Here is a 14,894-nt window from a genome sequence, read left to right as displayed (position 1 = left end):
TAGGGGGCTACGGGGGGAAATAACGTGCTTCGCGGAAGGATGTTCAGAGGTGACCGGTTCGACGTTCGATGTCGCGATTGTCGGTATGTCCTGCAGATTGCCGGGTGCCGCCGATCTCGAGGGTTTCTGGCAGCTGCTCAGTTCCGGGCGCGCCGCGATCGGCACCGCGCCGGCCGGGCGCGACGGGATCACCGAGCGGGCCGGATTCCTCGACACTGTCGGTGCTTTCGATGCCGACTTCTTCGGGGTCTCGCCCGTCGAAGCGCGCGCGGTCGATCCGCAGCAGCTGCTGGCGCTGGAGCTGAGCTGGGAAGCGCTCGAGGATGCCGGGCTGGCGGCTGCGGCGGACGAGCCGCGGCGGTACGGCGTCTTCCTCGGCAGCACCGGTAGCGATTTCGCCGAGCTGATGGCCTCGCGCGGTGGTCCCGGCGTCAGCAGGCACTCGCTGTGGGGTGCCGGGCGCGGCATCATCGCCAACCGGGTCTCCAACCACTTCGGTTTCGGCGGACCTAGTCTCGTCGTCGACAGCGCCCAGGCGTCCTCGCTCGTCGCGGTGCACCTGGCGTGCGAGAGCCTGCGCAGCGGCGAGAGCGAGGTGGCGCTGGCCGGCGGCCTGAACCTGATCCTGTCACCGTCCAGCGGTGCGCGGATCGAACAGTTCGGCGCGCAGTCGGCGCTGGGCGCCTGCTACACCTTCGACGCCAGGGCCGACGGGTTCGTGCGCGGCGAGGGCGGCGGCATGGTGGTGCTGAAACCACTGGACCGAGCGATGGCCGACGGGGACCGGATCCATGCCGTGATCCGGGGCAGCGCGGTCACCACCGGCAACGAACGCCGGGTGCTCAGTGCGCCGAGCCGGGCGGCGCAGGCGGCGGCGATCACGGCGGCGTTGCATGCGGCCGGGGTCGAGGCGTCGTCGGTGCAGTATGTCGAGTTGCACGGCACCGGAACGCCCGCGGGTGATCCGGTGGAGGCGGCGGCGCTGGGCGACAGCTACGGCGTCGACCGGGCGCCGGGCGCGCCACTGGCCGTCGGCTCGGTCAAGACGAACATCGGGCATCTGGAGGGCGCCGCGGGGATCGCGGGCCTGATCAAGACCGCGCTCTGCCTGCGTCGCGGTGGTCTGGTGCCCAGCCTGAACTTCCAGGCTCCGAACCCTCGGATTCCGCTCGACGACCTGGGTCTACGTGTCGTCACCGGCGTCGAGGAATGGTCGGCGGAGACGGTGCGCCGGGCCGGGGTGTCCTCGTTCGGCATGGGTGGTTCGAACGCCCACGTAATCCTGGAGCAGGCGCCTGTCGGCGTTGCCCCTGCCGCGTCGGGCGGGGCTGAGCCAGCCGTTCACGGTGGCCGGCCTGCCGTTGATGGCGCTGCGGCTGTCGTTCGCGCTGGCGCGGCGGTGTCGGCGCCCGATGGTCATGGTGGGCCGGCAGGGATCGCACCTCCCGTTCTCGGTGTCGCGGCAGGGGCTGTGGACGGCGAGCCCGCCGCGATCGGTCGAGGCGACCGGTCTACCTCTCCCGTACGTTCGGCTGCCGCCGCGCGCCCCGGGCCCGATCGTGTCGGTGTGGTGCCGCTGGTGCTCTCGGCACGCAGCGAGAACGGTGTGCGCGCGCAGGCTGCGCGGTTGCGGGAGTGGATGGTCGGGCGTCCGGATGTGGGTGTCGTCGATGTCGCGCAGTCGCTGCTGACCACGCGAGTACCCATGGAATGGCGCGGCTATGCCGCCGGACGCGATCGTGTGGAGTTGCTGACCGCGTTGGCGGCCGTGGCCGCACCCGGGTCGACGGTCGGGCGGGCGGCGCCGCGCCGGGTCGCGTTCGTCTTCCCCGGGCGGGGGAGCCGCTGGGCCGGTCTGGCGCTGGGGCTGCTGGCGTCGGACGCGGCGTTCGCCGAGTCGATCGCGGAGTGCGCGCAGGCGCTGGCGCCGTACGTGGACTGGTCGCTGGACGCGGTGCTGCGTGGTGACGAGGACGCGCCGTCGGCGGATCGTCTGGATGTGGCGGCACCGGTGCTGTTCGCGGTCATGGTGTCCATGGCCCGGCGGTGGCAGGCCGCCGGTGTCGTACCGGACCTGGTGATCGGTGACGGGCTGGGCGAGATCGCCGCCGCGTACATCGCCGGTGGACTGTCGCTGGCCGACGCGGCGCGGGTGGTGGCCGCTCTTTCACGGAGCGCGGCCGAGGGCAGCGGCCGATCGGGCCGTGGTGGAGGGCGTTTCGGCTCCGAGCACGATCTGGCGGCGATCCGACCGCGCTCGGGGTCGGTGCCGTTCTTCTCGACGGTGTCCGCCGACCGCGTCGACACCGCGCGACTCGACGCCGACTACTGGCATCGCCCGCAGCCGGAGACCGCGCGGTTCGCCGACATGGTGACCGCGCTGATCGACGACGGCATCACCGGATTCGTCGAGATGAGCCCCCACCCGGTGCTCACCCCGGACCTCGCCGCGGCCGCATCGGACGGTGTCACGGTCATCGGATCGCGCCGTCTCGGCGAGGACGGTCCGGACTGGTTCGTCGCCTCGCTCGCCCAGGCCTACTGCGCCGGTCTGCCGGTCCGCCCGGACGCGCTCGTCACCGGCGGCGCGCGGGTCGACCTGCCGCCGTACGCATTCCAGCGCCGCGACTTCTGGACCGGCACGCCGACAGCCCTGGCCGAGGCCACCTTCCCCACCACCATCGATTCCGGCGCCGCAGCACACGAAGTCGCGGCGCTCAGCGGTGCGGAGCGCGGTGCATCGCGGCACGGCGGCGATGGTCACGATGCCACCGACGCCGACGCAGCGGGGCACGATGCCACACAGGTCAGCGCAGATGGTCGCGATGCCGAGGAGTTCGGTGCCGCAGGACGCGGAGTCACGCCGCTCAGGGGACCGGGGCACGGCGCCACGCAGCGCAGCGGCGGTGGGCGTAACACGACGGTGTTCGACCCCGCGGCGCAGGTTGCCGCGCAGCACAGCCATGCAGACGGCGACTTCGCGGCCAGTGGCGCCGAGGAGCACGGTGACCCGGGTCAGATCGGTCTCCGGGCTGACAGCGACCTGGCTCGGGTGCTCGCGGAAGCGCCCGAATTCCAGCGCGACGCCATAGTTCTCGACCTCGTGCGGGAGCAAGCCGCCGCCGTCCTCGGTCATGACTCGGCGGCAGCGGTTCATGCCGACCAGCCGTTCACCGATGGCGGTTTCGACTCGATCAGCGGTGTGGAGCTGCGGAACCGGCTGACCAAGGTCACCGGTGTCACGCTGCCCGACACCCTCGTCTTCGACTATCCGACCGCGACGGCGGTGGCGGCACTGCTGCGGGCGCGGGTGTCCGGCGGCGGTCGGGAGCAGCGCCGGGTGACGCGGCGGGCGACCACCGACGAGCCGATCGCGATCGTCGGTATCGGCGCGCGGTTCCCCGGTGGCGTGGCGTCCGCCGAGGACCTGTGGGACCTGATGATCGCCGGGCGGGACGCGATCGGCGAGTTCCCCACCGATCGCGGCTGGGATCTCGCCGGGCTGTACGACCCGGACCCCGGCACCCCGGGCACGGTCTACACCCGGCACGGCGGATTCCTCGACGGCGCGGGCGATTTCGACGCCGGCTTCTTCGGCATCAGTCCGCGCGAAGCGCTGGCGATGGACCCCCAGCAGCGGGTGCTGCTCGAGACCGCGTGGGAAGCGCTGGAGGACGCGGGCATCGACCCGACCTCGCTGCGTGGCGGTGACGCCGGCGTCTTCGTCGGCGCCTGCGAGTCGGGCTACGCCGGTCGGGTGACCGGTGAGCTGGAGGGATTCCGGCTCACCGGAACCTCGCACAGCGTCATCTCGGGCCGGATCGCCTACGTGTTCGGCCTGGAAGGGCCAGCGGTCACAGTGGATACGGCCTGCTCGTCCTCGCTGGTGGCGCTGCATCTGGCGTGCCAGGCGCTGCGCCAGGGGGACAGCTCGCTGGTGCTCGCCGGCGGCGTCACCGTCGCGGCCAGCCCCACCCTGCACGTCGACTTCGCCCGTCAGCGCGGCCTGGCACCGGACGGCCGGTGCAAGCCCTTCTCGGCCGCCGCCGACGGCGTGGCGTGGTCTGAGGGCTCGGGTGTGCTCGTACTGGAACGTCTTTCGGACGCCCAGCGACTCGGTCACCGGGTGCTGGCGGTCGTGCGCGGCAGCGCCGTGAACCAGGACGGCGCGAGCAACGGGCTGACCGCGCCGAACGGACCCTCGCAGGAGCGGGTGATCGCGCAGGCACTGGCCAACGCGGGCATCACCGCGGCCGACGTGGATGTCGTCGAAGCGCACGGAACCGGCACGGCCCTCGGTGATCCGATCGAGGCGCAGGCGCTGATCGCCGCCTACGGCCAGGGTGACCGGGAGCCGCTGCGGATCGGTGCGCTGAAGTCGAACATCGGTCATACCGTGGCCGCCGCCGGTGTGGCCGGGGTGATCAAGATGGTGCAGGCGATGCGGCACGAGCGGTTGCCGCGCACCCTGCACCTCGATTCGCCGTCACCGCATGTGGATTGGTCGGCGGGCGCGGTGCGTCTGCTGACCGAACCGGAACCGTGGACCGCCGGGGAGCGGGTCCGGCGGGCGGGGGTGTCCTCCTTCGGGATCAGCGGCACCAACGCGCACGTCGTTCTCGAGGAAGCGCCTGTCGCCCAGGACATCGACGACGCGCCAGCGCGGCCGACGACGTTGACCCCGGTGCTGGTGTCGGGCAAGGGCGAACCGGGCCTGCGCGCGCAGGCCGCGCGACTGCGCGGGTGGCTGTCGGAACATCCCGAGGTCGACCTCTCCGACGTTGCGCATGCGCTGATATCGACACGCGCGCAGCATGATTCGCGGGGCGTGGTGCTCGGACGCGACCGCGACGAGATCCTCGCCCGGCTGGCCGACCTTGCCGAATCGGGATCCGGCGCCGGCGTGATCGAGGGCGTCGCCGGTGCGGGACGAACGGCGTTCCTGTTCACCGGACAGGGCGCGCAGCGGATCGGCATGGGCGCCGGTCTGTACGAGACGTTTCCGGTCTTCGCGACCGAGATCGACACGGTGTCAGCGCATTTCGACCTCGCGCTCCGCGAGGTGATGTTCGATGGCGACCCCGCGGTGCTGGATCGGACCGAGATCACCCAGCCCGCCCTGTTCGCGTTCGAGGTGGCGCTGTACCGGCTGCTCGAATCCTTCGGTGTGACACCGGATGTGGTGATCGGCCACTCGATCGGTGAGCTCGCCGCCGCCTATGTGACCGGAGTGTGGACGCTGCCGGACGCCTGCGCGCTGGTGGCGGCGCGCGGGCGGTTGATGGGCGCCCTGCCCACGGGCGGGGCGATGCTGGCCGTGGCGATCGACGAAGCGCGGGCGCTCGAGATCGCCGCGGAGTTCGGCGATCGGGTCGCGGTCGCGGCGGTGAACGGCCCGTCGTCGACGGTGCTGTCCGGCGACGACGACGCGATCGAGGAGATCGAGCGGCGACTCGCGGCCGCCGAGGTCAAGACCAGCAGGCTGCGCGTCAGCCATGCCTTCCATTCGGCCCGCATGGAACCCATGCTGGACGAATTCCGTGCCGTGGCAGCGGGTATCGCCTACGCGTCGCCGCGCACGCCGATCGTGTCGAACCTGACCGGTGCGATCGCCGGCGCCGAGGTCACCGACCCGGAGTACTGGGTGCGTCAGGTCCGGGGCTGTGTGCGGTTCGCGCCGGGCGTGGACGCCCTCGCCCTGGGTGGCGTGCGCCGGTTCGTCGAGGTCGGTCCGGACGCGGTGCTGTCGGCACTGACCCGCACCAGCCTGGCCGAGCACCCGGACATCGAACCGGAGTCGACGGTGGTCGCCACCTCCCGGCGGGCGGCCGACGAGGTGACGCAGTTCGTCACCGGGCTGGCGCAGGCGCATGTCGCCGGTGTGCGCGTGGATTGGTCGCCGATGTTCGCGGGCCGCGCTGCACGCCGGATTCCGCTGCCCACCTATGCCTTCCAGCATCGCCGGTTCTGGTTGCGGCCGGTCGAGGATGCGCCCGGCGCCCCCGCGGATCATCCGGTCCGCACGGAGGTGGTCGGCCTGGCGGGGACCGACGAGTGGCTGGTCACCGGTCGTCTGTCCCTGCGCGCGCAGCCGTGGATCGCCGATCACACCTCCTACGGCGTGGTGGTCGTGCCCAGCGCGGCCCTGGTCGAGTTCCTGCTCGCCGCCGGTGCCCGGATCGGTTGCGGGGTGGTGGAAGAACTCACCCTGCAGGCGCCGATCCTGCCGTCCGGTACGGACGAGGTCGAGCTGCAGGTGCTCGTGCGGGCACCCGACGCGTCGGGGTCGCGTCCGTTCGAGGTCTCCTTCCGGACCGCACCGGATGCGGACTGGGCGCGCAACGCGACCGGCGCGCTGTCGGCGGGGTCCGGCGAGTCGGCGTTGCTGGCGCGTCTGCGTGACGAACCATGGCCTCCGCAGGGCGCGGAAGCCGTTGTGGCCGAAGATATTCCGGTGCGGATGTCGAACGGATCGGGCCTCGAGTACGGCCCGGCGTTCACCGGCGTGCGCGCCGCGTGGCTGCGCGATGACGCGGTCTTCGCCGAGATCGCCCTCGTGACCGATCCGGCGGCGGAATCGGGACGCTACGTCCTGCATCCCACGCTGCTGGACATGACCCTGCACGCCGGACTCGCCCAGCTGGTGTGGCGCGATGCCGCCGCCGACCCGGCCACCGGCAAGCTGCTGTTCCGCTGGGGCGGGGTTCGTCTCCATACCGTCGACAGCGCGCCCGAGTTCCCGTCGCTGCGCGTCCTCGCCGTCGCGACCGGCCCGGACGCGGTGTCCGTCGCCGCCGTCGCGCCGGACGGCACCCCGGTCCTGTCGGTCGACGCGGTGGTGATGCGTCCCTACGACGTCACGGCGTTCCGGAACTCCCTGGCCGACGCCGCGCAGCTGTTCGAACTGCGTTGGGAACCCACCGTGGTCCCCGGCGGCGCGACCCCGTCCATGGCAGTCCTCGCCGACACCGTGGTGCCGGGGATCGACGCCGCCACCACGGTGGCCGATCTGGCTGTCGCTGAACAGGTTCCGGACGTGGTGGTGTGGCGGGTGCCCACCGGCACGACCCCCGAGGCCGTGCGCAGCGGTGTCCTGGACACCTTGGCGGTGCTGAAGTCCTGGCTCGCCCACGAACAACTGCCCCGGCTGGCGGTGCTCACGACCGGCGGTGCCGCGCTCCCGGGCGCGGCGCCCGATCTCGTCGCCGCCGCCGTGTGGGGTCTGGTGCGCAGCGCGCAGTCGGAGAACCCGGGGCGATTCGTCCTCGTCGACGAGGATCCCGCCGCGTCACTGGACGCGGACCGGATCGCCGCCGTCATCCGGACGACGGAGCCCCAGGTCGCGGTGCGCGGCCCGGAACTCCTGGTACCCCGGCTGACGCGCGCGTCCGCACCGGCGACCACCGCCACCCCGTCGTTCGGCGACGGCACGGTGCTGATCACCGGCGGCACCGGTGGCCTCGGCGCGCTGTTCGCCCGCCACCTGGTGACCGCGCACGCGGTGCGCAGCCTGGTGCTCACCTCCCGCCGGGGGCTCGCGGCGCCCGGCGCGGCCGCCCTGGCCGACGAGCTGACCCGCGCGGGCGCCGACGTGCGGGTCGTGGCCTGCGATGTCGCCGACCGCGACGAGGTCAGGTTCCTGCTCGACACCATCGCCGCCGACGGCCCGCTGACCGCCGTCGTGCACACCGCGGGCGTCCTCGACGACGGCATCGTCGAGTCGATGACCGACGCCCAGGTCGACCGGGTCCTGGCGCCCAAGGTCGACGGCGCGTGGCACCTGCACGAGCTGACCGGCGAGCTGTCGGCCTTCATCGTCTTCTCCTCGGTGTCCGGCGTGCTCGGCACGGCCGGACAGGGCAACTACGCGGCCGCGAACGGCGTCCTGGACGCCCTGGCCGAACAGCGACGGGCGGCGGGCCTGCCCGCGACCGCGCTGGCCTGGGGTCCGTGGAACCAGGCGGGCGGGATGACCGGCGCGCTGGATCGCGTCGCCGTCGCGCGCTGGGATCGGCTGGGCCTGGGGCAGCTCGGCGACGACGAGGGCCTGCGCCTGTTCGACGCCGCGCTCGCCCGTCCGGACGCGCGACTCGTCCCGATCCGGTTCGACGCGACCGTCCTGCGTCGCGAAACCGACGTCGACACGATCCCCGGGGTACTGCGCGGTTACCTCCGTCGCCCGGCGCCGGTCACCGTGCCGACCACGCAGCCCGCGGGTTCGCTGGCGGCACGACTGGCGGGCGTGCCCGAAGCGCAACGCGCCGCCGTGGTGCTGGCGGTGGTCCGCGACCAGGTGGCCGCGGTCCTCGGCCACGATTCGGGCGAGTCGGTCGACGCGGGGAAGCCGTTCCGGGAGTTGGGTTTCGACTCGCTCGGCGCGGTGGAATTCCGCAATCGACTGGGCAAGGCCACCGGCCTGACCCTGCCGTCGACCCTGGTCTTCGACCATCCGACCCCGGCGGCCGTGGCGGCACTGGTGCAGGCGCGGGTCGCGCCGACGGCGGCGGGCGCGCCGTCCGCGCGGCCGGTCCGGCGCGTGCGGGCGGACGAGCCGATCGCCATCGTCGGTATGGCCTGCCGGTACCCCGGTGGTGTCGGCTCCGCCGACGAGCTGTGGGAGCTGGTGTCCGCGGGCACCGACGCCATCAGCGATTTCCCGTCCGATCGCGGGTGGGCGCTGGATCGGCTGATCGATCCCGACCCCGATCGTGTCGGCACGACCTACTCCGGCAAGGGCGGCTTCCTCACCCAGGCGGCCGACTTCGACGCGGGATTCTTCGGGATCGCGCCGCGCGAGGCGATCGCGATGGACCCGCAGCAGCGCCTGCTGCTCGAGGTGTCGTGGGAGGCGCTCGAACACGCGGGCATCGATCCGATGTCGTTGCGCGGCACCGATACCGGCGTCTACTCGGGCGTGATGTACCAGGACTACGAGACGCTGACCCGGCAGACCCCCGAGGTCGAGGGCTATGTGGTGACCGGGGCCGTGGGCAGTGTGGCCTCCGGCCGGGTGTCCTACGCGCTGGGTCTGGAGGGCCCGGCGATGACGGTGGACACCGCGTGCTCGTCCTCGCTGGTGGCCCTGCACGTGGCGTGCCGGGCCCTGCGCCAGGGGGAGAGTTCGCTGGCGCTGGTCGGCGGCGCGACCGTGATGGCGACGCCGATGGTGTTCCTGGAGTTCTCCCGCAATCGCGGGCTGGCCTCGGACGGACGGTGCAAGTCGTTCTCGGCGGCCGCCGACGGTGTGTCGTGGTCGGAGGGCGCGGCCGTGCTGGTCGTGGAGCGGCTCTCGGACGCCCAGCGGCTCGGGCACAATGTCCTCGCCGTCGTGCGGGGGACCGGCGTCAACCAGGACGGTGCCAGCAATGGCCTGACCGCGCCCAACGGTCCGTCGCAGGAGCGGGTGATCGCGGCGGCGCTGGCCGACGCGGGCCTGACCCCGGCCGACGTGGATGTCGTCGAAGCGCACGGCACCGGCACCACCCTCGGCGATCCGATCGAGGCGCAGGCCCTGATCGCGGCCTACGGTCAGGAGCGGGACGAGCCACTGCGCATCGGCTCGCTCAAGTCGAATATCGGACACTCGCAGGCCGCGTCCGGCGTGGGCGGCGTGATCAAGATGGTGCAGGCCATGCGCCACGCCACCCTGCCGAAGACCTTGCACGTGGATGCCCTGTCGCCGCATGTGGACTGGTCGGCCGGGGCGGTGCGGGTGCTGTCGGAGGCGGAACGGTGGCCCGCCGGTGCGCGGCCACGGCGCGCGGGCGTGTCCTCGTTCGGGATCAGCGGCACGAACGCGCACGTGATCCTCGAGGAGCCACCCGTGGCGGCTCCTGCCGCGCCCGCGGTGACCGCTCCTGCCGGGACCGTCCCGCTGCTGGTGTCGGCGAAGTCCGAGCAGGCGCTGCGGGCGCAGGCGGATCGGCTGCGGCAGTGGCTGATCGACCATCCGGCGGTGGACCCGCTGGACGTGGCGGCGGCGCTGCTCGAGACCAGGGCGCTGCTGGAGTGGCGCGGCGGCGCGCTGGGCGGTGACCGGGCCGAGCTGCTGGCCGGACTGGCCGCCCTCGCCGCCGGGACCGGCTCGTCCTCGGTGGTCGAAGGCATTGCCGGACAGGGGAAGACCGCCTTCCTGTTCACCGGGCAGGGCGCGCAGCGTCCCGGCATGGGTGCCGAGCTGTACCGGGACTTCCCGGTGTTCGCGGCGGCGCTGGACGAGGTCTGCGCCGAGCTCGATCGCCACCTCGGCGGATCGCTGCGCACGGTGCTGTTCGACGCCCCCGAAGCGGGGCTGAGCCGGACCGAGTTCACCCAGCCCGCGCTGTTCGCGTTCGAGGTGGCGATGTTCCGCCTGCTCGAATCATGCGGTGTCGTCCCGGATGTCGTCGCCGGTCACTCGATCGGCGAGCTGGCGGCGGCCTACGTATCGGGGGTCTGGTCCCTCGCGGACGCGTGTGCGCTGGTGGCGGCGCGCGGCCGGTTGATGGGCGCGCTGCCCGAGGGCGGCGCGATGCTGGCGGTCGCGGTGTCCGAAGACGAGGCGCGGGAACTGGTGGCAGGCTACGGCGATCGCCTCGCGGTGGCCGCCGTGAACGGCCCGGAGGCGGTGGTGTTCTCGGGCGACGAGGACGCCGTCGACGAGCTCGCGCGACGGGTCGCCGAGCGCGGCGGCCGGACGCACCGGTTGCGCGTCAGCCACGCGTTCCATTCGGCCCGGATGGACCCCATGCTCGACGAGTTCCGCACCGTTGCAGAAGGTTTGACGTATCGAGCGCCGCTGCTGCCGATCGTGTCGAACGTGACCGGTGCCCCGGCGGGCGACGCGGTCCTCGACCCGGAGTACTGGGTGACGCAGGTGCGCGGGTGCGTGCGATTCGCGCCCGGGGTGACCACGCTGATCGAATCCGGGGTGCGCAGGTTCGTTGAGGTGGGTCCCGACGCGGTGCTCACCGCGATGACCCGGTCCTGCCTCGCCGAACACCCTGAGCTCGAGGCGAAGTCGACCGTGCTGGCGTCGTCGCGGCGCTCCGTCGCGGAGACGGCCGGATTCGTCACGGCGCTGGCCCAGGCCCACACGGCGGGTCTGCCGGTGGACTGGACGCCGGTGTTCGCCGGGCACACCCCTCGGCGAGTGACCCTGCCTACCTACGCCTTCCAGCATCAGCGGTACTGGGTGCGGCCGGTCGAGGCCGCCGATGTCCGGCAGTCGGGCCTCGACGACGCGGCCCACCCGCTGCTGAGTGCGATGGTGCGCCTGCCGGATTCCGCGGAGGTGGTGTTCACCGGCAGGCTGTCGCCGTCCGCGCACCCCTGGCTGGCCGATCACGCCGTCGCCGGGGTGGCGCTGCTGCCCGGCGCCGCACTGGTGGAGCTGGCCCTGCACGTGGGAACCGTGGTGGCGTGCCCGGTGCTGGCTGAGCTGGTGATCGAGGCGCCACTGCCGATCTCGGCGGACTCCGCCGCCGAACTGCGCGTGGTGGCGGGCGGACCGGATGACGCGGGCGCCCGCACGATCTCGGTGTACTCGCGGGCGACCGGCGACGACGCGGACCGGTGGACCCGGCACGCGGTCGCGACGATGACCGCCGGGGACACCACCGCCGGAGCCGATCTGGTGGCCTGGCCGCCCCCGAACACCACCCCGATCGCGCTCGCGGACGCCTACCCGGGCTTGGCCGAGCGTGGCTACGGGTACGGCCCGGCCTTCCAGGGACTCACCGCCCTGTGGGTCGGCGAGGGCGAGGTATTCGCCGAGGTCGTCCTGCCCGAGTCGGTACGCGCGGACGCCGGGTCGTTCGGCCTGCATCCCGCCCTGCTCGATGCCGCGCTGCACGCGATCCTGCTCGGCGGCCTGGTGCCCGACCAGTCCGCCGGTACCGTGGCCGTGCCGTTCGCCTGGGAGAACGTCGTCCTGCGCGCCGCCGGTGCGACCGCACTGCGCGTGCGGGCCACCTCGACCGGCACCGGGTCCGGCGGTACGCGAATCGCGCTGACCCTCGCCGACCGGACCGGCGCGCCCGTGGCGGACGTGGGCGTTCTGACGCTGCGATCCCTGTCGACGGACGCGCTCGGCGCGGGCCGGCGCCGGGTCGGCCTCGGCTACGAGCTCGACTGGATCACCGCCGCCGAGCCCACCGGCGACATCACCGTCGACGACTGGCGCCCCGGCGCCGACGGTGACACCGTCACGATCGACGGCCGCACCACCACGGTGGTACGCCTCGACGACACCTCGACCGACGCCGATCTGCCCGCCGCGGTGCGTACTTCGGTGACAGCACTGGCCTCCCGCGTGCGGCGGCTGCTGGCCGACGACGGGCGCATCGTCGTCGTCACCGGCCATGCCGTCGCCACCCATCCCGGCGAGCCGGTGGATCTGTCGGCGGCGGCCGCCTGGGGACTCCTGCGCACCGCGCAGAGCGAGAACCCGGACCGGATCGTGCTGGTCGACACCGATTCCTGGGCCGACTACCGGGCCGCCGTGGCCTCGGCCTTGGCGATCGCGGGCGAATCCCAGGTGGCCGTCCGGCGCGGAACCGCCTACCTGCCCCGGCTGAACCCCAGCGCGGGCGCGCTCGTGGCACCGTCGCACGCCGCCGAGTGGGCGCTGACCCCGCTCGACAAGGGCACGCTGTCCAGCGACAATTTCGCGCTGGTCGAGCGCCCGGGCACCGCGCTCGCTCCGGGCCAGGTGCGGGTGAGCATGCGGGCGGCCGGACTCAACTTCCGGGACGTGCTCATGGCACTGGGCACCTACCCGGACCCGAACGGCCGCATCGGCGGTGAGGGCGCGGGCATCGTCGTCGAGGTCGCGCCCGACGTCACCGCCTTCGCGCCGGGCGACCGGGTGTTCGGCTTCACCCCCGGCGTCGCCTCGGTCGCGGTGACCGATCAGCGGCTGCTCGCGCCGATGCCGCGCGGCTGGTCGTTCACCCAGGCCGCGGCCGTGCCGATCGTCTACGCGACGGCCTACTACGGTCTCGTCGACCTGGCCGCCGCGCAGCCGGGGGAGACCCTGCTGCTGCACGCGGCCACCGGCGGCGTCGGCATGGCGGCGATCCAGCTCGCGCGGCACCTCGACCTGCGGCTGCTGGTCACCGCCAGCAGGCCCAAGTGGAATGTGCTCCGGGAGCTGGGTTTCGACGACGAACAGATCGGTGATTCGCGCACCCTGGACTTCGAACGGAAGTTCCACGCCGGCACCGGCGGTCGCGGCGCCGATATCGTGCTCGACTCGCTGGCGGGCGATTTCGTCGACGCGTCGCTGCGGTTGTTGCCGCGCGGCGGGCGGTTCGTCGAGATGGGCATGATCGATCGTCGCGACCCCGCCGCCGTGGCGGCCGCCCACCCGGGCGTGCGGTACGCGAGCTTCATGCTCATGGAGGCGGGACCGGACCGGCTCCGGGAGATCCTGGCCGCGCTCGTCGACCTGTTCGATCGCGGCGCGCTGACGCCGACCGCGACCACCGCGTGGGACCTGCGCCGGGCACCGGAGGCGTTCCGGTACCTCAGCCAGGCCCGGGGAATCGGCAAGAACGTCCTCGCCGTGCCGACACCGCTGCGGCCCGAGGGCACCGTCCTGATCACCGGCGGCACCGGTGGACTCGGTGCGGTGACGGCCCGCCACCTCGTCACCACGCACGGTGCGCGCAGGCTCGTCCTCGCGGGCAGGCGTGGCTCGGACGCGCCCGGCGCGGCCGAACTCGTCGCCGAGCTCACCGAACTCGGCGCGCACGTCGACGTGGTCGCCTGCGACGCGGCCGACCGCGCCGCCCTGGACGCGGTGCTGGCGGCGATCCCGGCCGACCATCCGCTGACCGCCGTCGTCCACTCCGCCGGCGTCCTGGCCGACGGTCTCCTGGCCACCATGACCGCCGACCAGTTCGCCCAGGTGCTGCGGCCGAAGGTGGACGCGGCGTGGAACCTGCACGAGGCGACCGCCCACCTGGACCTGTCGGCGTTCGTGCTCTACTCCTCCGTCTCCGGCGTGATCGGCAACCCGGGGCAGGCCAACTACGCCGCCGCCAACGTCTTCCTCGACGCGCTGGCCCAGCACCGGCAGGTGCGCGGCCTGCCCGCGACCTCGGTCGCGTGGGGGCCGTGGCAGCAGGGCAGCGGCATGACCAGCGGCCTCGGTGCGGCCGACCTCGTCCGCCTGCGGCGCGAAGGTCTGCTCCCGCTGGGCGCCGAGGACGGCATGGCGCTGTTCGACGCGGCACTGACGGGCGGCCGGTCCGCGTTCGTCGCCGTGCGGGTCGACCCGGCCGCGCTCGGCGAGGTCGATCCCACCGACGTCCGGCCGGTCATGCGGGCCCTGGCCCGGCCTGCCCGGCGGCGGGCGGGCGAAGCCACCGGGGCGACGACGTCGTCCGACGCCGCGTCCCTGGCGGCACGCCTGGTCGGCCGCACGGTCGCCGAGCAGGACCGGCTCGTCCTCGACGTGATCCGGGCCCAGGCCGCGGCCGTTCTCGGCCACGCGAGCGCGGACGCGACGGCACCGGACAAGCCGTTCAGTGATCTCGGGTTCGATTCGCTCGGCGTCATGGAATTCCGCAACCGGCTGAAATCCGCTGTCGGCCTGCAGCTGCCCGCGACCGCCATGTTCGACCACCCCACGCCGGAGGCGCTGGCCGGGTTCGTCCGCCGGGAGATCGCCCCGGTCGACGACCCAGCGCGGCGGATCGCCGACGAGGTCGACGCACTCGCCCGCAGCTTCGACGCGGCCGACCTGTCCGCCGCGGACCGGTCCGGCATCGCCGACAAGCTGGCCGCCCTGGTGCGCAGGCTCGCGGACCGAGACCCCGGCGAGATCGACCTCGACGGTCTCGACGACGCGGACGACCGCGAGCTATTCGACTTCATCGACAACCTCAGCTGAGCTGAACGAGCAGGAG

1 protein-coding gene is annotated in these 14,894 nt (G+C 73.1%); it reads left to right on the top strand.

Annotated elements, in window-relative coordinates; all coding sequences use genetic code 11:
- Window positions 1-49: 49 nt before the first annotated feature.
- Window positions 50-14,878: an SDR family NAD(P)-dependent oxidoreductase gene (locus AB0L91_RS04860; RefSeq protein ID WP_365007289.1), complete on the top strand. Its 14,829-nt coding sequence runs from the start codon at window positions 50-52 to the stop codon at window positions 14,876-14,878.
- The last annotated feature ends 16 nt before the right edge of the window (window positions 14,879-14,894 follow it).

The sequence above is a fragment of the Nocardia sp. NPDC051833 genome, from assembly GCF_040681225.1.
In the GTDB taxonomy this organism is placed as follows: Bacteria; Actinomycetota; Actinomycetes; order Mycobacteriales; family Mycobacteriaceae; genus Nocardia.
This window is presented reverse-complemented; position numbering and strand designations above follow the sequence as displayed.